The sequence below is a fragment of the Streptomyces cupreus genome, from assembly GCF_014257025.1.
GTDB classification, from domain to species: Bacteria; Actinomycetota; Actinomycetes; order Streptomycetales; family Streptomycetaceae; genus Streptomyces; species Streptomyces cupreus.
This window is the reverse complement of the sequence record NZ_JACMSF010000045.1, coordinates 19,722-40,595: the sequence shown is the minus strand read 5'-3', so window position 1 is coordinate 40,595 and position 20,874 is coordinate 19,722. Positions and strand designations below refer to the sequence as shown.

At 69.8% G+C, this 20,874-nt stretch carries 18 protein-coding genes; 15 read left to right on the top strand and 3 right to left on the bottom strand.

What is annotated here, in order from left to right; genetic code table 11:
* The first annotated feature begins 65 nt into the window (after window positions 1-65).
* From iolC to mmsA, 5 genes are read left to right on the top strand one after another with little or no spacing between them, the layout of a single operon-like run.
* Window positions 66-1,133 carry a 5-dehydro-2-deoxygluconokinase gene (iolC, locus tag H4N64_RS32160; RefSeq protein WP_260860090.1) on the top strand — a complete coding sequence of 356 codons (1,068 nt, stop codon included), beginning with the start codon at window positions 66-68 and terminating at the stop codon, window positions 1,131-1,133.
* Window positions 1,130-2,020 (top strand): Cgl0159 family (beta/alpha)8-fold protein, encoded by an 891-nt coding sequence (locus H4N64_RS32155; RefSeq protein WP_186285963.1) that lies wholly within the window; start codon window positions 1,130-1,132, stop codon window positions 2,018-2,020. Before iolC ends, H4N64_RS32155 begins: the two co-directional genes overlap by 4 nt.
* Before the next feature lie 7 nt (window positions 2,021-2,027).
* Window positions 2,028-2,852, top strand: coding sequence for a 5-deoxy-glucuronate isomerase (gene iolB, locus H4N64_RS32150; RefSeq protein WP_186285962.1), 825 nt, complete (start codon window positions 2,028-2,030; stop codon window positions 2,850-2,852).
* Entirely contained in the window at window positions 2,849-4,726 is a 1,878-nt protein-coding gene (gene iolD / locus H4N64_RS32145; RefSeq protein WP_186285961.1) for a 3D-(3,5/4)-trihydroxycyclohexane-1,2-dione acylhydrolase (decyclizing), read from the top strand. Before iolB ends, iolD begins: the two co-directional genes overlap by 4 nt.
* A gap of 14 nt (window positions 4,727-4,740) precedes the next feature.
* Entirely contained in the window at window positions 4,741-6,243 is a 1,503-nt protein-coding gene (gene mmsA / locus H4N64_RS32140; protein ID WP_186285960.1) for a CoA-acylating methylmalonate-semialdehyde dehydrogenase, read from the top strand.
* A 48-nt stretch (window positions 6,244-6,291) separates the two neighbouring features.
* On the opposite strand, the gene H4N64_RS32135 is transcribed toward mmsA, so the two are convergent.
* A complete protein-coding gene (locus H4N64_RS32135) occupies window positions 6,292-7,140 on the bottom strand; it encodes an SCO4651 family lipoprotein (RefSeq protein ID WP_186285959.1) in 849 nt (282 codons plus the stop codon).
* Between the two features lie 277 nt (window positions 7,141-7,417).
* Here H4N64_RS32135 and H4N64_RS32130 point away from each other — a divergent pair, with 277 nt between their 5' ends.
* The 5 genes from H4N64_RS32130 (at window position 7,418) to H4N64_RS32110 (ending at window position 16,523) form a co-directional block, all read left to right on the top strand.
* Window positions 7,418-8,812 carry an APC family permease gene (locus H4N64_RS32130; protein WP_186285958.1) on the top strand — a complete coding sequence of 465 codons (1,395 nt, stop codon included), beginning with the start codon at window positions 7,418-7,420 and terminating at the stop codon, window positions 8,810-8,812.
* Between the two features lie 264 nt (window positions 8,813-9,076).
* A complete protein-coding gene (locus tag H4N64_RS32125; protein ID WP_186285957.1) occupies window positions 9,077-11,935 on the top strand; it encodes a CocE/NonD family hydrolase in 2,859 nt (952 codons plus the stop codon).
* On the top strand, window positions 11,932-12,795 hold the full coding sequence (locus tag H4N64_RS32120) for an ABC transporter permease (RefSeq protein WP_186285956.1): 864 nt from the start codon (window positions 11,932-11,934) through the stop codon (window positions 12,793-12,795). Before H4N64_RS32125 ends, H4N64_RS32120 begins: the two co-directional genes overlap by 4 nt.
* Before the next feature lie 147 nt (window positions 12,796-12,942).
* Entirely contained in the window at window positions 12,943-14,511 is a 1,569-nt protein-coding gene (locus tag H4N64_RS32115; RefSeq protein WP_186285955.1) for a vWA domain-containing protein, read from the top strand.
* Window positions 14,512-14,600: 89 nt separating this feature from the next.
* Complete coding sequence (locus H4N64_RS32110) at window positions 14,601-16,523, top strand: AMP-dependent synthetase/ligase (protein WP_186285954.1); 1,923 nt, start codon at window positions 14,601-14,603, stop codon at window positions 16,521-16,523.
* Between the two features lie 63 nt (window positions 16,524-16,586).
* Here the strand turns inward: H4N64_RS32110 and H4N64_RS32105 are convergent, their stop codons facing one another.
* Together H4N64_RS32105 and H4N64_RS32100 are read right to left on the bottom strand one after the other, a co-directional pair.
* Complete coding sequence (locus H4N64_RS32105) at window positions 16,587-16,994, bottom strand: rodlin (protein ID WP_186285953.1); 408 nt, start codon at window positions 16,992-16,994, stop codon at window positions 16,587-16,589.
* 223 nt (window positions 16,995-17,217) lie between these two features.
* Window positions 17,218-17,628: a rodlin gene (locus H4N64_RS32100; RefSeq protein WP_186285952.1), complete on the bottom strand. Its 411-nt coding sequence runs from the start codon at window positions 17,626-17,628 to the stop codon at window positions 17,218-17,220.
* 379 nt (window positions 17,629-18,007) lie between these two features.
* Here H4N64_RS32100 and H4N64_RS32095 point away from each other — a divergent pair, with 379 nt between their 5' ends.
* The 5 genes from H4N64_RS32095 (at window position 18,008) to H4N64_RS32075 (ending at window position 20,849) form a co-directional block, all read left to right on the top strand.
* Window positions 18,008-18,235 carry a chaplin gene (locus H4N64_RS32095; protein ID WP_186285951.1) on the top strand — a complete coding sequence of 76 codons (228 nt, stop codon included), beginning with the start codon at window positions 18,008-18,010 and terminating at the stop codon, window positions 18,233-18,235.
* A gap of 133 nt (window positions 18,236-18,368) precedes the next feature.
* Window positions 18,369-19,202: a chaplin gene (locus H4N64_RS46225; RefSeq protein ID WP_336246846.1), complete on the top strand. Its 834-nt coding sequence runs from the start codon at window positions 18,369-18,371 to the stop codon at window positions 19,200-19,202.
* Window positions 19,203-19,341: 139 nt separating this feature from the next.
* Window positions 19,342-19,581, top strand: a complete 240-nt coding sequence (locus tag H4N64_RS32085) for a chaplin (RefSeq protein WP_186285949.1) — start codon at window positions 19,342-19,344, stop codon at window positions 19,579-19,581.
* 186 nt (window positions 19,582-19,767) lie between these two features.
* Window positions 19,768-20,265, top strand: coding sequence for a DUF5949 family protein (locus tag H4N64_RS32080; RefSeq protein ID WP_186285948.1), 498 nt, complete (start codon window positions 19,768-19,770; stop codon window positions 20,263-20,265).
* Complete coding sequence (locus tag H4N64_RS32075; RefSeq protein WP_186285947.1) at window positions 20,265-20,849, top strand: vitamin K epoxide reductase family protein; 585 nt, start codon at window positions 20,265-20,267, stop codon at window positions 20,847-20,849. The genes H4N64_RS32080 and H4N64_RS32075 overlap by 1 nt, the downstream gene beginning before the upstream one ends.
* Window positions 20,850-20,874 lie beyond the last annotated feature (25 nt).

Here is a 20,874-nt window from a genome sequence, read left to right as displayed (position 1 = left end):
AAACATTGACAGGGCTCCGTCCACGGGGCTAGAAAGCCGGGGAGAGCCGATACGAAGGGAACGCGATGGCGTACGACCTGATCACCATGGGGCGGATCGGGGTGGACCTGTATCCGCTGCAGACGGGCGTCCCCCTGCCGCAGGTCACCTCCTTCGGCAAGTTCCTCGGCGGCTCGGCGGCCAACGTCGCGGTCGCCGCCGCCCGGCTGGGCCGGAACACCGCCGTCATCACCCGCACCGGCGACGACCCCTTCGGCGCCTATCTGCACGAGGCCCTGCGGGACTTCGGCGTCGACGACCGCTGGGTGACCCCGGTCCAGGGCCTGCCCACCCCGGTCACCTTCTGCGAGGTGTTCCCGCCGGACGACTTCCCGCTGTACTTCTACCGGCAGCCCAAGGCGCCCGACCTGGAGATCGACGCCCACGAACTCGACCTCGACGCCATCCGCGACGCCCGTATCTTCTGGGTGACCGGCACCGGTCTGAGCGCGGAGCCCAGCCGTACGGCGACCCTCGCGGCGCTCGCCGACCGCGCCAAGTCCGGCATCACGGTCTTCGACCTCGACTGGCGCCCGATGTTCTGGAGCGACCCCGAAGCCGCCCGCCCCTTCTACGCCGAAGCCCTCAAGCACACCACCGTCGCCGTCGGAAATCTCGACGAGGTGGAGGTCGCCACCGGAGTCCGCGAACCGCACGCGGCCGCTCGCGCCCTGCTCGACGCCGGAGTGGAACTCGCCGTGGTGAAACAGGGCCCGAAGGGCGTACTGGCCGTGCACCGCGACGGCGACCAGGCCGAGGTCCCCCCGCTCCCGGTGACCGTCCTCAACGGCCTCGGCGCCGGCGACGCCTTCGGCGGCTCCCTGTGCCACGGCCTGCTCAACGGCTGGGACCTGGAAACGACCATGCGCCACGCCAACGCCGCGGGCGCCATCGTCGCCTCCCGCCTGGAATGCTCCTCGGCGATGCCCACACAGGCGGAGGTAACGGCGGCCCTGACGGCTGGAGCCGTGCACACACCCGCAGCCGCCGATGGCGAGACCGTCCCACAGGGGCCACCCGCACCCGACAACGAAAGAGTTGGTGCGGGTGGTAACACAACAGGGACCGAAGGCGAAGCCGAGGCCGACCAGTGACCGTCGACATCGCGGAGCTGGTCCGCACCCGCACCCGCCACCCCGAGGCCATCGCCGAGGCCGCCGCCCGCCGACGCCGCAGGCCGCTCCTCGGTGACTCCGGCCGCCTGATGATCGTCGCCGCCGACCACCCCGCCCGCGGAGCGCTCGGCGTCGGCGACCGCAAGTTCGCCATGGCCAACCGCGCCGACCTGCTCGAACGCCTCTGCCTCGCGCTCTCCCGCCCCGGCGTGGACGGAGTCCTCGCCACCGCCGACATCCTCGACGACCTGCTCCTGCTCGGAGCCCTCGACGACCGGGTCGTCATGGGCTCGATGAACCGGGGCGGACTCCAGGGCGCCGCCTTCGAACTAGACGACCGCTTCACGGGCCACCGCCCCGAGGACATCCGGCGCCTCGGCTTCGACGCCGGAAAGCTGCTGCTGCGCATCGACTACGACGACCCGGGCTCCCTGAACACCCTGGAGTCCACCGCCCGGGCCGTCGACGAGATGGCCGCCCGGCAACTCCCGGTGTTCGTCGAGCCGTTCATCAGCCGTCGCACGCCCGACGGGAAGCTCCGCAACGATCTCTCCGCCGAAGCGGTCACCCGGTCCATCGCCATCGCCTCGGGCCTCGGCGGCAGTTCGGCCTACACCTGGCTCAAGGTCCCGGTCACCGACAACCCGGACGACATGGCCCAGGTCATGGAGACGTCGACGCTGCCCGCGGTGCTCCTCGGGGGCGACATAGGGGACTCCGCAGAGGACCAGGTCGCCGCCTACGAGAAGTGGCGAGGCGCCCTCCAACTTCCCACCGTGCGCGGCCTGGTGGTCGGCCGTTCGCTGCTGTATCCGGCGGACGGCGATGTGACCGCCGCCGTGGACACCGCCGTAGGACTGCTGTGAGGGCCGCATGACGAACAGTGAGCTGTACGTCCGAAAGGGCGCGACCGCGGGCGCGAACCACGCCCTGGACATCGACCCCAAGCGGGCCGGCTGGACCTACTCCAGCCTGCGGATCGTCGAGCTGGAGCCGGGTGGCACGCATGCCTTCGCCACCGGTGACAGCGAGTGGATCGTGCTGCCCCTCAGCGGTGGTTGTACGGTGCAAACAGAACAGCAGGAGTTCCAACTCCTGGGCCGGGAAAACGTGTTCGCGTCGGTCACCGACTTCGCGTACGTGCCCCGGGACGCCCGGGTTCAGATCGCCTCCGGCGCGGGTGGCCGCTTTGCTTTGGCAGGAGCAAGGTGCGAGCGACGACTCCCCGCCCGCTACGGCCCCGCGCCGGAGGTCCCCATGGAGGAGCGCGGCAGCGGCAACCGGCTGCGCCATGTGCGCAACTTCGCCTCCGCCGACGCCTTCGAGTGCGACAGGCTGATCGCCGTCGAGGTGATCACCCCCGGCGGCAACTGGTCCTCGTACCCGCCGCACAAGCACGACGAGCACCGGCCGGGGGAGGAGGCGGAGCTGGAGGAGATCTACTACTTCGAGATCGACGGCCCGCACGGCTTTGGCTACCAGCGGGTCTCCCCCTCCCGGGAGGGCGGCTCCGATGTGCTCGCGGAGGTCCGCTCGGGTGATGTCGTCCTCGTCCCCGACGGCTGGCACGGCCCGTCGATCGCCCAGCCCGGCCACGACATGTACTACCTGAACGTCATGGCGGGCCCGGGCGAGACCCGCGAATGGCGGATCTGCTTCCACCCGGCCCACGTAGAAGGCACAGGGGGCTACCGATGACGATCAGGCTGACCGTCGCGCAGGCGCTGGTCCGTTTCCTCGCCGCCCAGTACACCGAACGCGACGGCGTACGACACCGGCTGATCGGCGCGACCTGGGGCATCTTCGGCCATGGCAACGTCGCCGGACTCGGCCAGGCACTCGTCGAGTACGCCGATGTCATGCCGTACCACCAGGGCCGCAACGAGCAATCCATGGTGCACGCGGCCGTCGGCTACGCCCGCCAGTCGAACCGGCTGTCCACGCATGCGGTGACGACGTCGATCGGTCCGGGTGCGACCAACCTGGTCACCGGCGCCGCCCTCGCGACCATCAACCACCTCCCGGTCCTGCTGCTCCCCGGCGACATCTTCGCCACCCGCCCCGCCGACCCGGTCCTCCAGCAGCTCGAAGTCCCGTACGCGGGCGACCTCAGCGTCAACGACTGTCTGCGCCCGGTGTCCAAGTACTTCGACCGTGTCACCCGCCCCGAGGCCCTGATCCCGGCCGCCCTCCAGGCCGTACGCGTCCTCACCGACCCGGTCGAGACCGGCGCGGTCACCCTCGCCCTGCCCCAGGACGTACAGGCGGAGGCGTACGACTGGCCGGAGGAGTTCTTCGCCGACCGCACCTGGGTCGTACGACGGCCAGGAGCCGACCCGACCGAGCTCGCCGAGGCCGTGACGGCGATCCGCATGGCGCGGCGGCCCCTCGTCGTCGCCGGCGGCGGAGTCCACCACAGCCGCGCCGAGGAGGCCCTCGCCGAGTTCGCGAGCGTCACCGGCATCCCGGTGGCCTCCACCCAGGCCGGAAAGGGCTCCCTGCGCTTCGACCACCCCCAGGACGTCGGCGGCATCGGCCACACCGGCACCGCGACCGCCGACGAACTGGCCCGCACCGCCGACCTGGTGATCGGCGTCGGCACCCGGTACACCGACTTCACCACCGCCTCCGGCACCCTCTTCCAGCAGCGGGGCGTGCGTTTCCTCAACCTCAACATCGCGCCCTTCGACGGCCACAAGCTCGCCGGTACGCCCCTGATCGCGGACGCCCGCACCGGCCTGGAGGAGCTGACCACGAGGCTGGAGATGCACGGCCACCGGGTCGCGCCGTCGTACGTCGCCGAGTACACCGAGGACAAGGCGGTCTGGGAGCATCGCGTCGACGCCTGCTTCGAGGCCGAGGAACCGGACGTACGGCCGACCCAGCCGCAGGTCATCGGCGCGCTGGACGCCGTGGTGGACGAGTCGGACGTGATCATCAACGCGGCCGGTTCGCTCCCCGGCGATCTGCACAAGCTGTGGCGGGCCCGCTCGGCCGACCAGTACCACCTGGAGTACGGCTACTCCTGCATGGGCTACGAGATCCCGGCCGCGATCGGCGTGAAGATGGCCGCCCCCGAGCGCAATGTCTGGGCGCTGGTCGGCGACGGCACCTATCTGATGATGCCGACGGAGATCGTCACCGCCGTGCAGGAGGGCATCGCCATCAAGATGCTGCTCGTGCAGAACCACGGGTACGCGTCCATCGGCGGCCTGTCGGAGTCGGTGGGCGGCGAGCGGTTCGGCACCGCCTACCGCTTCCGGGCGGACGACGGCACCTATACGGGCGCCCCGCTCCCCGTCGATCTCGCCGCCAACGCGGCCAGCCTCGGCATGCGCGTGCTGCGCGCGAAGACCGTCCGGGACCTGCGCGCGGCGCTCGCCGAGGCGCGGGCCGCCGACACTCCCACATGTGTCTACGTGGAGACCGAAACGGCAGACACAGTGTCGGGCGCGCCCGCAGCGCAGGCCTGGTGGGATGTTCCTGTGGCCGAGACCGCGACCCGACCGTCGGCGGTCAAGGCCCGCGACGAGTACGACCGGCACGTCTCTACCCGACGCCGCCATCTGTGAAGGAGTTCTTGGTCATGACGAAGATCGTCAACCACTGGATCGGCGGCAAGACCGTCGAAGGCGCGTCGGGTAACTACGGGCCGGTCACCGACCCGGCCACCGGCGCCGTCACCACGAAGGTCGCGTTCGCCTCGGTCGACGAGGTGGACGCCGCGGTACGGACCGCGAAGGAGGCCTTCGTGACCTGGGGCCAGTCCTCGCTGGCCCAGCGCACCACCATCCTGTTCAAGTTCCGGGCGCTGCTGGACGCCAACCGGGACGCGATCGCCGAGCTGATCACCGCCGAGCACGGCAAGGTGCACTCCGACGCCCTCGGCGAGGTCGCGCGCGGCCTGGAGATCGTCGACCTGGCGTGCGGGATCAACGTGCAGCTGAAGGGCGAGCTGTCGACGCAGGTCGCGAGCCGCGTGGACGTGGCCGCGATCCGCCAGCCGCTGGGTGTCGTCGCGGGCATCACGCCGTTCAACTTCCCGGCGATGGTCCCGATGTGGATGTTCCCGCTGGCCATCGCGTGCGGCAACACCTTCGTGCTGAAGCCGTCGGAGAAGGACCCGTCGGCATCGATCAAGATCGCCGAGCTGCTCGCGGAGGCCGGTCTGCCCGACGGTGTCTTCAACGTCGTCCACGGCGACAAGGTGGCCGTCGACCGTCTGCTGGAGCACCCGGACGTCAAGGCCGTCTCCTTCGTCGGCTCGACCCCGATCGCCCGCTACATCCACACGACCGCCTCCGCCAACGGCAAGCGCGTGCAGGCGCTCGGCGGCGCCAAGAACCACATGCTGGTCCTGCCGGACGCCGACCTGGACGCGGCCGCCGACGCCGCCGTATCGGCCGCTTACGGCTCCGCGGGCGAGCGCTGCATGGCGATCTCCGCGGTCGTGGCCGTCGGCGCGATCGGCGACGAACTGGTCGAGAAGATCCGCGAGCGCGCCGAGAAGATCAAGATCGGCCCCGGCAACGACCCCACCTCCGAGATGGGCCCGCTGATCACCAAGGTCCACCGCGACAAGGTGGCCTCCTACGTCGAGGGCGCGGCGGCCGAGGGCTGCGAGGTGGTCCTCGACGGCACCGGCTACACCGTCGACGGCTTCGAGGACGGCCACTGGATCGGCATCTCGCTCCTCGACAAGGTGCCGACCAGCGCCAAGGCGTACCAGGACGAGATCTTCGGCCCGGTGCTGTGCGTGCTGCGCGCGGACACCTACGAGGAGGGCGTGGCCCTCATCAACAGCTCGCCGTTCGGCAACGGCACCGCGATCTTCACCCGGGACGGCGGCGCCGCCCGCCGCTTCCAGCTGGAGATCGAGGCCGGCATGGTCGGCGTGAACGTCCCGATCCCGGTCCCCGTCGGCTACCACAGCTTCGGCGGCTGGAAGGACTCGCTCTTCGGCGACCATCACATCTACGGCAACGACGGCACGCACTTCTACACCCGCGGCAAGGTCGTCACCACCCGCTGGCCCGACCCGTCCGAGGCCCCGACCGGCGTCGACCTGGGCTTCCCGCGCAACCACTGAGTCACTTGCGGGCCCGGGCACTTGGAGAAGTGCCCGGGCCCGGTCGTGTCACTGGCCGTTGTTCGCCTTGAGCTCGTCGGTGAGGTCGACGGTCTCGGCGGCCGGCGGGGCGGAGATGTCCTTCGTGGCGCCGAACTTGGCGAAGTCCATGGAGATCGACATCTGGCCCATGACCTGCTTCAGACGGACGGGCAGGTCCTTGTCGTTGACCCAGATGTCCATGGCCATCGTGGTGGCGCCGCCGGTCATGTCGCCCAGCATGCTGTCCTCGCCGCTGTAGGCCTCCTTGAACTGGCCCATGTCCTCCTCGTCGAGCACGGCCCGGTAGTGGGTCGTGCTCTGGCCGTTCACCGTCTCGGTGCCGAGGTCCTCGACGTCGTCGGCGTACTTCAGTCCCTTCAGGGAGGCCGTCGGGTTGCCGCTGTCGCCGCCGCCCTTGTAGGCCTGGCTGCCGCTCTCGCCGAACACCGCGGAGGAGTCGATCTTGATCCACTCCTTGCCCTCGATCGGTCCTGAGGGCTGCGGGTCGACGTCGTAGTAGTAGACGCCGTCGACGAGCAGACAGTGGATCGTCGGGTCGTCCTGGAGCGACTCCATCTGGGCGGCCTTGGTGTCCATCTGGATGTCGTAGGCCATGCCGTCGCCCCACGAGTAGGTGCCGTCCATGGCTATCGGCGTACCGGTGCCCAGGTCGGTCGACATACTCACCTCGGCGGAACCGAGCTCCTCGGTCCGGTCGGTGGCGCGGGCCAGCGCCGCCATGATCTTGTCCGAGTTGGTGACCGCCTCGGCCGCCTTCTTCGTGGTCTCCTTGGCCGCCTCGGATCCGCATCCGGTGGCCGCCACCAGAGCCGCCGCCGTGAACCCCACCCAGGCCGTGGTGTGCCTCAGCTTCATGTGTCCCCACCCATTCACTGTGTCTTCTCTGTGCGACAGGGGGACTCTAGCGGGCCCCACTGACACGTCCGTATGCCGGACCCCGGCAGTTTTTTCGACCTTCGCCTTGCGGTTCCCGCACGGCGACAAAAACCGAAACGGCTTGCCTGTTCTGCTGTTTACGCGATCAAGAGGCTGCTTTTGCTGCGGATTTCGTAGGTATACAGCCATTGACGCAATGGTTTTCGTCGGTGTTCCATTCCGAACCACCGCCGCACGAGTCGATCGGAACCGCCGCATGACCGACACGCTGGAGAAGTCCCCCGTCACCGATGACGTATCGGCCCCCACACCGGAGCTGAAGCGTTCGATCGGAGTCGTCGGCGGCACTCTGCTCACGCTCTCCTGCGTGACGCCCGCCTCCACCCTCTTCGTGGTCGTCCCCGACCTCTTCGGCTCGCTCGGCACTGCCACCGCCCTCACCATCGCGATCGGCTCCCTGCTCTGTATTGCCGTCGCGTTCTGCTATTCCGAGCTCGGCACCCTGATCCCGAGCGCCGGCGGTGAGTACGCGATGGTCACCACGATGGCCGGACGCCTCGCGGGCTGGCTGGTCTTCGTGCTCTCGCTGCTGGTCGTGATGATCGTGCCGCCCGTGATCGCGATGGGCACGGCCGACTATCTCGCCCCGATCGTCGACCTCGACCCGTCGATGGCGGGCGCCGGCGTCATGCTGCTCGCCACCCTCGCCGGTCTGCTCGACCTGCGCGCCAACGCCTGGATCACCGGAGTCTTCCTGGTCCTGGAGGTCGTCGCGGCGGCCGTCGTCGCGGTCCTCGGCTTCGCCCACGCCGAGCGCGGTCCGGACAGCCTGGTCGCCCTCCAGGTGGCCGGCGCCGACGGCGGCGTGGACACCGTGACGGCCATGCTGATCGTCTCCGGGCTCGCCATCGCCCTCTTCGTCACCCAGGGCTTCTCCACCGCGGTCTACCTCTCCGAGGAACTGGAGAACCCGCGCAAGAACGTCGCCCGTACGGTCCTGGCCACCCTCGGCATCTCCGCCGTGATCATCCTGGTCCCGGTCATCGGCATCACCCTCGGCGCCTCCGACCTCGCCGAACTGACCGGCGGCGACATCGGCGCCATGGTCCACGCCTGGTCCAACTCCGCGGTCGGCACCTTCGTCAGCCTCTGCGTGGCCCTCGCGATCATCAACGCGGGCATCGTCATGGTCATCCAGAACTCCCGCGTCCTGTTCGCCTCGGCCCGCGACAAGGCCTGGCCCGAGCCGGTCAACACCGTCTTCGCCAAGCTCGGCCGCTTCGGCTCCCCTTGGGTCGCCACGCTCGCCGTCGGCGTCCCCGGCGCCCTGCTCTGCTTCGTGAACCTGGACACCCTGTACGGCGTCACGGGCGTGTCGGTGACGGGCATGTACCTGCTGGTCGCGGTAGCCGCGCTCCTCTCCCGCCGAGGCTCGCACCAGCACACGCCGGCCTGGCGAATGCCCCTGTGGCCTGCGATGCCGGTCCTGCTGATCGCGGTCCTGGCGTACATCCTGAGCCGGCAGGAGACGAGCCATCTGCTGTGGACGGGCGGCATCACGGCGGTGGCGACCCTGTACTGGGCGCTGTACCTGCGCCCGCGCAGGGACACGCGGTGGCTGGTCTCGATCCCGGAGGACGCACAACCCTGATCGCCCCGAAGGGGCGCCTGGGGGCGCGGGGCTGTATCGAATTGCGGCTCCGCCGCGATGGGGGTCCCCCCGCTCGAGCGAAGCCGAGAGTGGAGGAGCGACAAGCCACAACGAACCCGCGGTCGGCCGATCACAGCAGCGATCGAGCTCTTGGCCGTACCACGACTGCGGTACAGCGAGGCGAACCCGTACTCCCAGGGGAGGGGCGCCCGTTCACCCCGCGGTCTGCTCCGACTGTCAAAGGCACGCCGTACCGTTGAAGGCATGGATCTTCGATTGCCCGCCCTGCGAGGCCTGCTTCGGAGGCCCCGACGGCTTCTTGCCGCCGGGGCCGCCGTCGTAGTGCTCGCCGGTGCCGGGACATGGACGGCCGTCGCCTCCGACGACGCGCCCGCGGTGCGGCACACCGACCGGGTGATGGTCGTCGGCGGCGTCCGCCTCGACACCTCGTACTTCACGTCCTCCGACGAGGGCCGCCGCCCAGCAGTCCTGTTGGCCCACGGCTTCGGCGGCAGCAAGGACGACGTACGGCAGCAGGCGGAGGACCTGGCCAGAGACGGATACGCGGTGCTGACCTGGTCGGCGCGCGGCTTCGGCAGGTCCACCGGGAAGATCGGCCTCAACGACTCCAAGGGCGAGGTCGCCGACGTCTCCAGGCTGATCGACTGGTTGGCCAGACAGCCTCAGGTCCAGCTCGACAAGACCGGTGATCCACGCGTGGGCGTCGCAGGCGCCTCGTACGGCGGCGCGATCTCACTGCTCGCGGCGGGCCACGACGACCGGGTGGACGCCATCGCCCCGGCGATCACCTACTGGAACCTGGCGGACGCACTCTTCCCGAACGGCGTGTTCAAGAAGCTGTGGGCCGGCATCTTCATCAACTCCGGCGGCGGCTGCGACAAGTTCCAGACCGAGCTGTGCCGGATGTACGAGCGGGTCGCGCAGTCGGGCAAGCCGGACGCGCAGGCCACGCGGCTGCTGGAGGGCCGCTCACCGTCCGCCGTCGCCGACCGCATCAAGGTGCCCACACTCCTGGTGCAGGGCCAGACGGACTCCCTCTTCCCGCTCGGCCAGGCGGACGCGGCGGCGAAGGCGATCCGTGCCAACGGCGCCCCGGTCGACGTGGACTGGATCGCGGGCGGGCATGACGGCGGCGACATGGAGACCAGCCGCGTGCAGACACGCGTGCGTGCGTGGTTCGACCGGTACCTCAAGGACGAGAAGGGCACGGACACGGGCCCCGCCTTCCGTATCACCCGCACCGGAGGCGTCGACTCCACCGACGGCGCGGCCCTGCTGCGGGGCGCGACCGCGGACGCTTACCCCGGCCTGGAGAACGGGCAGCAGGCGATCGCCCTCACCGGACGTGAGCAGAGCTTCGACAACCCGGCCGGCGCCGGCCCGCCCGCCGTCTCCGCCCTGCCCGGCCTCGGCGGAGGCGGCCTCGCCCAGCTCTCCTCGCTCGGCGTCGGGGTGTCGCTGGACTTCCCCGGGCAGTACGCGCAGTTCGAGTCGGCACCGGTGACCGGCGACCTCCGCATCACCGGATCCCCGACGGTCACCGTCCACGTCAAGTCCACGAGCGACGACGCCGTGCTGTTCGCCAAGGTGTACGACGTGGGCCCGGGCGGCAGCCAGTCCGTGTTGCCCTCCCAGCTGGTCGCGCCCCTCCGGGTCGAGGGATCGAAGTCCGGCAAGGACGTCACGATCACCCTCCCCGCCATCGACCGCGAGATCGAGCAGGGCCACCGCCTGCGCCTGATCCTCGCCTCCACCGACCTCGGCTACGCATCCCCGACGGCTCCGGCGACGTACACCGTCTCCCTGAAGGGCGATCTGAAGGTCCCGACGGCCCCGGCCGTGACGACCGCGGCCGCCCCCCTGCCGTCCTGGGTGTGGTGGCTCCCGCTGGCCGGCGCGGTGATCGCCCTGGCCCTGCTGCTGACGGGCCACCGCCGCACCACCGCGCCGCCCCCGGACCCCGCGCTCGCCGAAGTCCCGCTCCAGATCACGGACTTGAGCAAGCGGTACGCCAAGTCGGCGGACCGGTATGCGGTACGGGACCTGTCGTTCCGCGTGGAGAAGGGCCAGGTGCTTGGTCTGCTGGGCCCCAACGGCGCGGGCAAGACCACAACACTCCGCATGCTGATGGGCTTGATCAAGCCGGACGGCGGCGAGATCCGCGTCTTCGGCCATGCGATCCGCCCCGGCGCCCCCGTCCTGTCCCGGGTCGGCGCGTTCGTGGAGGGCGCGGGCTTCCTCCCGCACCTTTCCGGCCGCGAGAATCTGGAGTTGTACTGGCAGGCGACGGGCAGGCCCCCGCAGGACGCTCATCTGGACGAGGCTCTGGAGATCGCGGGTCTGGGCGACGCGCTCGCCCGCGCCGTCCGCACGTACTCCCAGGGCATGCGCCAACGCCTCGCCATCGCCCAGGCCATGCTCGGCCTCCCGGACCTTCTCATCCTCGACGAACCGACCAACGGGCTCGACCCGCCGCAGATCCGCGAGATGCGCGAGGTGATGATCCGGTACGCCGCGGCCGGCCGCACGGTGATCGTCTCCAGCCACCTGCTGGCGGAGGTCGAGCAGTCGTGCACGCACCTGGTCGTCATGGACCGGGGCAAGCTGGTCCAGGCGGGTCCCGTGGGGCAGATCGTCGGCTCCGGCGACACCCTGCTCGTCGGCCTGGCGGCCGACATCGCGGACCCACTGGTCGAGAAGGTGGCCGCGCTGTCCGGGGTCGAGTCGGCGGTGCGGACGGATGGAGGGCTGCTTGTGCGGCTGGCACCCGGCGGTGCCTCGCCTCAAGGGACGGATCCGCTCGCCGACGCGGTCGCCCTGCCCTCCGACGAGCCGATCGCGGTGCCCGCCGGCGTCTCTCGCCGCGCGGCGGAGCCGGTCCCGGTCCCCGTCCGGGAGACGGACGGGGGCGTGTCGTCCGTCGAGGACGCGACCGCGGCCGTCGTCGGTGCGGGGCCCGAACCCGAGCCCCCCGCCACCGGCTCCGCGGCCGCCGCCCGCCTCCTCGTCGAGCTGGTGCGACTCGAAGTGCCGGTCGCCTCGATCGGCCCCCACCGCCGCCTCGAAGACGCCTTCCTCACTCTGATCGGAGGTTCCGCATGAGCGCGCTGGTCGAGCGCACCGAGACCGCCTCCGGTTACCGTGCGGGCCGGACCCTGCCCCTCCGGGTGGAGCTGGTCCGTCAGCTCAAGCGGCGCCGGACGCTGGTCATGGGCGGGATCCTCGCCGCGCTGCCGTTCGTGCTGCTGATCGCGTTCGCGATCGGCGGCGAGCCGGGCGGCCGCAGCGACACGGTGACCCTGATGGACACGGCCACCGCGTCCGGTGCCAACTTCGCCGCCGTCAATCTCTTCGTGTCGGCCGGCTTCCTGCTCGTCATCCCGGTCGCCCTGTTCTGCGGGGACACGGTCGCCTCGGAGGCCGGCTGGTCCTCCCTGCGCTATCTGCTCGCCGCACCCATCCCACGCGCCCGCCTCCTGTGGTCCAAGCTCGTCGTCGGACTCGGACTCAGCCTCGCCGCGATGATCCTGCTGCCCGTGGTCGCGCTGGCCGTCGGAACCGCCGCCTACGGCTGGGGCCCGCTGGAGATCCCCACCGGCGGTGCGCTGGACCCGGGGACGGCGGCCCAGCGCCTGCTGGTGGTAGTGGCGTACATCTTTGTGTCCCAACTGGTCACCGCGGGACTGGCGTTCTGGCTGTCGACGAAGACGGACGCTCCCCTCGGCGCGGTCGGCGGCGCGGTCGGCCTGACCATCGTCGGCAACGTCCTGGACGCCGTGACGGCCCTCGGCCACTGGCGCGACTTCCTGCCCGCGCACTGGCAGTTCGCCTGGGCGGACGCCGTCCAGCCGCATCTCGAATGGTCCGGCATGATCCAGGGCACGGCGGTTTCCATAACGTACGCACTCGTGCTGTTCGCCCTGGCCTTCCGCGGTTTCGCCCGCAAGGACGTGGTGTCCTAGGTCAACGGAGGATCACCCACCGGTCTCAAGCGGCCATGATCGTGGCCGTCTTGAGATTCATCCGTAACGCCCCATGCCGCACATTCCGGCCCCCCGCGCCGTCACAGTCACAGACGTCGGCGTCAACACCCCAAGGGGGCACGGAAGATGGAGCGGCACCGAACACCACGGCCGGGCAGGCGACACCACCGCACTCGACGGCTGCGCGCCGTCCTCCTCGCCCTCACGACGACGGGCGGTCTGCTGCTCACGGCGTGCGGCGCGGGCGGCTCCGAGAGCAGCAACAACTCGGCGGACGCCCCGAAGAGGACCGGCTTCCCCGCCCCGCACAGCAGCCAGGACGGCGGCGAACGGCAGGGCGCCGACGGCGACACCGCCCGGGAGGCCAGTCCCTCGCCCGACTACCTCTCCACCTTCGCCCTCGACGTCGACACGGCCTCCTACGACTACGCCCGCCGGACTCTCGCCGCAGGCGGGCGCCCCGCCCCGTCGACCATCCGACCCGAGGAGTTCGTCAACAGCTTCCGCCAGGACTACGAACGCCCCGACGGCAATGGCTTCACGGTCACCGTCGACGGCGCCCGCACCGACGAGAAGAACTGGTCCCTGGTCCGCGTCGGCCTCACCACCCGCCCCTCCACCCAGACCGGCGAACGCCCGCCCGCGGCCCTCACCTTCGTCATCGACATCTCCGGCTCCATGAGCGAGCCGGGCCGCCTGGACCTCGCCCAGCACTCCCTCCACACCATGACGGACCGCCTGCGCGACGACGACTCGGTCGCCGTCGTCACCTTCAGCGACAAGGCCGAGCAGGTCCTGCCGATGACCCGCCTCGGCGGCCACCGCGGCGAGATCCACGACGCGATCGGCAGCCTGGAGCCGACGTACTCCACCAACCTCGGCGCGGGCGTCGAGACCGGCTACGCCACCGCCGTGGAGGGCCACCGCGCGGGCGCCACCAACCGGGTCGTCCTCGTCTCCGACGCCCTCGCCAACGATGGCGACACCGATCCGGACTCCATGCTCGAACGCATCTCGTCGTCCCGCCGCGAGTACGGCATCACCCTCTTCGGCGTCGGCGTCGGCAGCGACTACGGCGACGCCCTCATGGAACGCCTCGCCGACAAGGGCGACGGCCACACGGTGTACGTGTCCGGCGAGGACGACGCCGCGAGGGTCTTCTGCACCGAACTCCCGCAGAACATCGACCTCACCGCCCGCGACGCCAAGGCCCAGGTCGCCTTCGATCCCGAGACGGTCGCCGAGTTCCGGCTCGTCGGCTACGACAACCGCCTGGTCGCCGACGACGACTTCCGCAACGACCGTGTCGACGGCGGCGAAGTCGGGCCGGGCCACACCGTCACCGCCCTGTACGCCGTCCGCGCCCACCCCGGTGCCGACGGCCACCTCGCCACGGCTACGGTCCGCTGGCTCGACCCCGACACCCGAGCTCCGCACGAGAAGTCCGGCGACGTGGAGACCGGCGCCCTCCACGACTCCCTCCGGGACGCGAGCCCCCGCTTCCAGGTCACCGCGACAGCCGCCTACTTCGCCGAAGCCCTCCGTCAGGGAGACGACGGCCGACCCTCCCTCCCCGGCGACCCAGGCCTCGGCGAACTCCAGGACCGCGCCGCAGAGTTGGCGAAGACGACCGAGGACAAGGACGTCGAGCAGCTCGCCGAGGTGATCGAACAGGCCCACCGCGGCCAGGGCTAGAACATCAGTGCCGTCTTCGCGGGCCCCATTGACCATTCCTTACTTATGAGTAAGTTGACTTCGAGTCAGCGTCGACCAGGGGAGCCGTCATGGGCGTACGCAAGGATCTGAAACGGGCCGGGCTGCGCACCGAGCTGGCCTCCCGCACCAAGGTCGAGATCGTCAGGGACGAGAACGGCGTGGTGCGCGAGGCCCGCACCGCACCGATGGCCCCGAGGGCCACCACCGGCAGCACGGCCGACCTGCCCTACATCAACGCGGCCGATGCCCCCGACGCCGTCGTCCTCCGCCGCAAGCACCACGGCACCTGGCACCCCGTCACCGCGGCTGCCTTCGCCCGCGAAGTCACCGCCGTGGCAAAGGGGTTGATCGCGGCAGGCCTCGAACCGGGCGGCCGGGTCGCCGTGATGTCCCGCACCCGCTACGAGTGGACGGTCCTCGACTTCGCGATCTGGGCGGCGGGTGGCCAGACCGTTCCCGTATACGCCACCTCATCCGCCGAACAGGTGGAATGGATCGTCCGAGACTCGGGCGCCTGCTACGTCGTCACGGAGACCGCCGAGAACACCGCCACGGTGACTGCCGGCACGAAGACCGGCCACCAGGACATCCCCCGCATCTGGCAGTTGGACGCGGGCGCACTCGACGACCTCACGGCCCTCGGCCGGAGCATCCCCGACGAGGAGGTCACCAAGCGCCGTACCGCCCTCACCCCCGACACGATCGCGACGATCTGCTACACCTCCGGCACCACCGGAAAACCCAAGGGCTGCGTCCTCACCCACGCCAACCTGCACGCCGAGGCCGCCAACACGGTCGAGCTGCTCCACCCCATCTTCAAAGAGGTCACCCGCCAGGTGGCCTCCACCCTCCTCTTCCTCCCCCTCGCCCACATCCTCGGCCGCACCCTGCAGATCGCCTGCCTGATGGCCCGCATCGAGATCGGCCACTGCCCGAGCATCAAGCCCGACGAACTCCGCCCGGCCCTCAAGGAGTTCCGTCCGACCTTCCTCGTCGGCGTCCCGTACCTCTTCGAGAAGATCCACGACACCGGCCGCGCGACCGCCGAGAAGATCGGCCGCGGCGCCTCCTTCGACCGCGCGGACCGCATCGGCGTCCGCTTCGGCGAGGCGTACCTGAACAAGTTCCTCGACCGGGGCAAGGGCCCGAGCCTCGGCCTTTACGCCGCCTGGGCCCTGTACGACCTGCTGGTCTACCGGCGCATCCGCAAGGAGCTCGGCGGCCGTATGCGCTACGCCATCAGCGGCGGCTCCCCGCTCGATCGCAACCTCAACCTGTTCTTCTGCGCGGCCGGGATCATCGTCTACGAGGGATACGGCCTGACCGAGTCCACAGCCGCCGCCACCATCGTCCCGCCCCTGGAACCCCGCCCCGGCACGGTCGGCCTCCCCGTCCCCGGCACCGCCATCCGCATCGCCGACGACGGTGAGGTGCTCATCAAGGGCGGGATCGTCTTCAGTTCGTACTGGAACAACCCGGCGGCGACGGACGCGGTCCTCACCGACGGCTGGTTCGCCACCGGCGACCTCGGCTCCCTGGACGAGGACGGCTACCTCACCATCACCGGGCGCAAGAAGGACATCCTCGTCACCTCCGGCGGCAAGAACGTCTCCCCGGCCGTCCTGGAAGACCGGCTGCGCAGCCGCCCGCCCGTCGGTCAGTGCATCGTCGTCGGCGACAACAGGCCCTTCGTCGCCGCCCTGATCACCCTTGACGTCGATGCGGTCGCCCACTGGCTGTCCGTACGCAAGATGCCCCCCGACACCCCGATGGTCGAGGTCGTCCGCGACCCGCGCATGCGCGCCGACGTCCAGAAGGCCGTCGACTACGCCAACGAGGCCGTCTCCCGCGCCGAGTCGATCCGCGCCTTCACCCTGGTCGCCGGCGAGTTCAACGAGGAGAACGGGTTGCTGACCGCCTCCCTGAAGGTCAAACGGCACGCCGTGACCGCGGCGTACGCGGATGAGATCGAGGCGCTGTACCGCAGGTGATCACGTGACACGAAGGCGGCGGGTCACCGGATCTCCGGTGACCCGCCGCCTTCGTGTGGTGGCTCAGCTGTTGTTGGTGCCGTTGGCGGACAGGACCGGGACGCTCTCCAGGATGTGCGAGAGTGGCTCGTCGCCCTTGAGCATGGTGGAGTTCTCGGCGCACTGCTGGTTCTGCGGGGCCGACAGGACCGGGATGTCCTGGACCGTGACCGGTACGACGCCCACGATCGAACCGGCGTTGGCCTGCGCGGGCAGACCGAGGCACGGCTTGTTCAGCGAGCCCTGGAGGAGCGCGAACTGCGGGCTCATGTCGCCGGCCGTGGCCGAGTTACCGAACAACTGCTCGGCGTCGCTGCCACTGACGGTCGTGGTGTCACCGTCGTCAGCGGTCGCCAGGGCCTGGGGGGCGGCCATGACCGAGACGCCGACGACGGAAGCGGCAACAGCCGCGGTGGCCCACAGCTTCTTCATGGTGGTTCCCTTCGAAAAGCGGACTTTGGCGGGGAGTTACGTGGTCACCAACGGCTCAATGTCGCCCCGGGTTGCATGAATTAACCCGATTGGCTCAGTTTTCGAGGAATATGAGCCGGTTCATGAACGGCAGGCCAATGGGCCGCCGACGATTCGGCGGCCCACTGACGAGACCTGGGAAGAGGGTCCGTTGGGCTGAGGAAGGCCCGAATGCCGGCCCGGCTCAGCTGTTGTTGGTGCCGTTGGCGGACAGGACCGGGACGTCCTCCAGGATGTGCGAGAGCGGCTCGTCGCCCTTGACCATGGTGGAGTTCTCGGCGCACTGCTGGTTCTGCGGAGCCGACAGGACCGGGATGTCCTGGACCGAGACCGGTACGACGCCCACGAGGGAGCCGAGGTTCGCCTTGGCCGGAAGGCCGATGCACGGCTTGTTGAAAGAACCCTGGATGAGTGCCATCTGGGGGCTCATGCCGCCGTACGTCGCCGAGTTGCCGTACTGCTGGACGGCACCACTGCCGCTGGTGGACGTCACGTCACCGTCGTTGCCGGTTGCCAGCGCACTCGGTGCGGCGGCAGCCGAGGCACCGACGACGGAAACGGCGACCGTGGCGGCAGCCATAATCTTCTTGATCACTTACTGATCCCTTCTGGAGAAACTCCGTCCACCGGAGCACCTGGGTTCAACTGCCGCCGCCGCGCATGGTTGCTCCCCTTCACTCCGATGGCCCACCTGGGTGAAGTAACGAAGTCAATCCCCGCGCACACGGTTGACCCGAGGTGTACTTGACGTCGGCGAAGATCCCCGCGTGGGCCGGCCCGAGCCCGTCCATGAATCGTTTCTCCGCGTCAGGGCAAGGCATTCGAGTGAATTCCTGCCACGGTGGCGTTCCACAGTTGCTTCGGCCGTCTATCACTCGTTCACAGCCTGCAGGTCATGGCGCGAGCTTTCACGCTGTGCTCGCTCGGTTTCGGCCGACACAGGGGCATGACCGAAGAGATGGGAAGGAAATTCCATGAAGAAGAGCGCTGCTGTCGTCGCGGGCGCGGTCATGGCCATGGGACTGGCCGCCCCCGCTTTCGCGGATGTGGACGCCAATGGCGCCGCCGCGAATTCGCCGGGCGCCCTCTCGGGCAACGTGCTCCAAGTTCCCCTGCATGTCCCCGTCAGTGCGTGCGGCAACACGGTCGACATCATCGGCCTGCTCAACCCGGCGTTCGGCAACGGCTGCGTCAACGGCTGACGGCGCCTCGTCAGCCGGCCTGGCTGTCATGGCCGGCCTTGGGAAGCCGCTTCGGCGCCAAGGCCGGCTTTCCACTTCTCCAAGCAGGAAGACAACGAAAAAAGTGCGACAGACCCTGAGCAGGGGAACGATCGTGGCTGCCACCGCGACGAGTATCCTGTCCCTGTACACCACCGCCGCTTTCGCCGACTCGGACGCGGTTGGGGCCACGGAAAACTCGCCCGGTGTCCTCTCGGGCAACACCGTCCAGGCGCCGGCGAACATTCCGGTGAACGTGTGCGGGAACTCCGTCGACGTCATCGGCCTTCTCAACCCGGCGTTCGGCAACTCGTGCGCGAATGGCGACTCCAACGTCCCGCAGCAGGCTGCTGCCTACGGAGACGCCTCGAACTCGCCCGGTGTCATTTCGGGCAACGACGTCCAGGTGCCGGTGAGCACCCCGGTGAACGTGTGCGGGAACTCCGCCAACGCGGCCGGCGTCCTCAACCCGGTGTTCGGCAACTCCTGCGGCAACGGCGACGGCGACTCGGCGTCCAGCATCTCGGACGCCCCCCTGCCGCAGACCGAGCCGGACGTCCCGGAAGCCCCGTCCGGCGACGAGGGCGTCACGCCGGCGACGCCGGCTACCCCCGCGACGCCGGTTACGCCCGCGACGCCGGTTACGCCGGTTACCCCCGCGACACCGGTCACGCCCGCGACGCCCGCTACGCCGACGACGCCGGTCACGCAGGTGGTCGCGCCGCGTACCGAGCCTTCGGTGGAGTCGCCCAGCACAGAGCGATCCGAGCCGGTGACCACGGCCTCGTCCAGCACGTCGTTGACGGCCTCCGGCACCGCGGATTCCGAACGCGTACCTGCCCTGGCCGACACCGGAAGTGAGAACGTCCTGGTGGCATCGGCCGCCGGTGCTGCACTGCTCCTCGGCGGAGCCGTGCTGTACCGACGGGGCCGAGTCCGCGTGTCGTAGGCGGTGTGCAGCCCGTCCCGTTGTGTCCTCGTATGCGAGGATCACCCCATTGGCGGCGCAACTCTCGGATGCACCATGCGTTGACACAGTGCCGGGCATCCCGCCCGTCACTGTGTCAACCCCGAGGAGCACCTACTCCATGTTGCGTATCGCCAAGGGCCTGGCCCTGACCTCCATTGCCGCCGCGGCCGTGGCGTGCACCGCCGGTGTCGCCGCCGCCGACAGTGGTGCCCAGGCCGCCGCCGCCGATTCCCCCGGCGCCCTGTCGGGCAACGTCGTCCAGGTACCGCTCCATGTTCCGGTCGACGTCTGTGGCAACACGGCCGATGTCGTCGGCTTGCTGAACCCGGCGTTCGGCAGCGTCTGCGACAACAGCTGACCGAGCGGAGTCCGTTCCAACGGCCGCTCTCCCGCAGGGGAGGGCGGCCGTCCCTCTCGTCGCATGAGCCGCCGAAGAGAGGAACACGATGCCTTCTCCCTCGTTCGTGTGGAGACCCTTCGGACCGTCGGCCGTACGGGTGAGAACGCGGCCTGGTGCCTGTCGGCCCGTCGATAGGGTTCCGCGGTGACCTCAACCTCAAGCGAAATGCGCCCTTTCCGCGCCGCCGACCTGGGCACGCTCGTCGTGATGGCCTGGAGTGGTACAGCTCCCGACGGCGACATGCCCTACCTTCTCGCCTACTCCCTGGGGGACGGCGGGGGCGGCCCGGATGCTGCGTCAGCCGCCGTCGAGCGGTTGCTGCTCAGCGCCGGGCTGTCCCTCGGCGAGGGACTCGTCGACGCTGCCGCATGCCCCAGTCTGCCCATCAGTCTGCTGGTCGAGGCCGGTCAGGCCGTCGTCACCATGTTCCACCTCAACGTCCAGTGCGTGCCGCCGCCGGAGTGGCTCGCCGCCGTCGGCCGACGCGGACACGCCTACCTCGTATTCACCACGCGGCCCTGGCCCGGGGCCGAGCCGGGCAAGCCCGTCGACCCCGAGACGCTTGCCGCCTTCGTGGGAGCCGAGGAAACACTCAGGGCCGCGGCGCACGTCCTGCTCCCGGCCCGCAGCCTGCGCGGCTGATGGCCAGAACCGCAGGCGGCGGCCGGGCGTTCGCCCTGTTGCTGGTGGTCATGGGTGCGGCCGGACTGCTTGCTTCCTGGGTCATCACGCTCGACAAGTTCAAGCTGCTGGAGGACCCGGACTTCACGCCGGGCTGCAGCCTGAACCCGGTGCTCTCCTGCGGCAGCGTCATGAAGAGCGACCAGGCCTCGGCTTTCGGGTTCCCCAATCCGATGCTGGGCCTGGTCTGCTACGGCATCGTGATCTGCGTCGGCATGAGCTTGCTGGCCGGGGCGCGATTCCCCCGGTGGTACTGGCTGACCTTCGAGGCGGGCACGCTGTTCGGGATCGGATTCGTGTCGTGGCTGCAGTTCGAGTCGCTGTACCGGATCAACGCCCTGTGCCTGTGGTGCTGTCTGGCGTGGATCGCCACGATCTTCGTCTTCTGGTACCTGACCTCCTTCAACGTACGGAACGAAATCCTGCCCGCGCCCGAATGGTCGAGGACGCTCTTCGACGAGCTCACCCACGTGCTGCCACTGCTGCACGTCGGCGTCGTCGGGATGCTGATCCTGACGCGATGGTGGGACTTCTGGACGGGGTGACAATCCCGCAGGGGACGGCCGTGCC

Coding starts and splice junctions, on each gene's coding strand:
- iolC (WP_260860090.1), top strand. CDS start 66: ATGGCGTACGACCTGATCACCATGGGGCGGATCGGGGTGGACCTGTAT.
- iolB (WP_186285962.1), top strand. CDS start 2,028: ATGACGAACAGTGAGCTGTACGTCCGAAAGGGCGCGACCGCGGGCGCG.
- iolD (WP_186285961.1), top strand. CDS start 2,849: ATGACGATCAGGCTGACCGTCGCGCAGGCGCTGGTCCGTTTCCTCGCC.
- mmsA (WP_186285960.1), top strand. CDS start 4,741: ATGACGAAGATCGTCAACCACTGGATCGGCGGCAAGACCGTCGAAGGC.
- H4N64_RS32135 (WP_186285959.1), bottom strand. CDS start 7,140: ATGAAGCTGAGGCACACCACGGCCTGGGTGGGGTTCACGGCGGCGGCT.
- H4N64_RS32130 (WP_186285958.1), top strand. CDS start 7,418: ATGACCGACACGCTGGAGAAGTCCCCCGTCACCGATGACGTATCGGCC.
- H4N64_RS32125 (WP_186285957.1), top strand. CDS start 9,077: ATGGATCTTCGATTGCCCGCCCTGCGAGGCCTGCTTCGGAGGCCCCGA.
- H4N64_RS32120 (WP_186285956.1), top strand. CDS start 11,932: ATGAGCGCGCTGGTCGAGCGCACCGAGACCGCCTCCGGTTACCGTGCG.
- H4N64_RS32115 (WP_186285955.1), top strand. CDS start 12,943: ATGGAGCGGCACCGAACACCACGGCCGGGCAGGCGACACCACCGCACT.
- H4N64_RS32110 (WP_186285954.1), top strand. CDS start 14,601: ATGGGCGTACGCAAGGATCTGAAACGGGCCGGGCTGCGCACCGAGCTG.
- H4N64_RS32105 (WP_186285953.1), bottom strand. CDS start 16,994: ATGAAGAAGCTGTGGGCCACCGCGGCTGTTGCCGCTTCCGTCGTCGGC.
- H4N64_RS32095 (WP_186285951.1), top strand. CDS start 18,008: ATGAAGAAGAGCGCTGCTGTCGTCGCGGGCGCGGTCATGGCCATGGGA.
- H4N64_RS32085 (WP_186285949.1), top strand. CDS start 19,342: ATGTTGCGTATCGCCAAGGGCCTGGCCCTGACCTCCATTGCCGCCGCG.
- H4N64_RS32075 (WP_186285947.1), top strand. CDS start 20,265: ATGGCCAGAACCGCAGGCGGCGGCCGGGCGTTCGCCCTGTTGCTGGTG.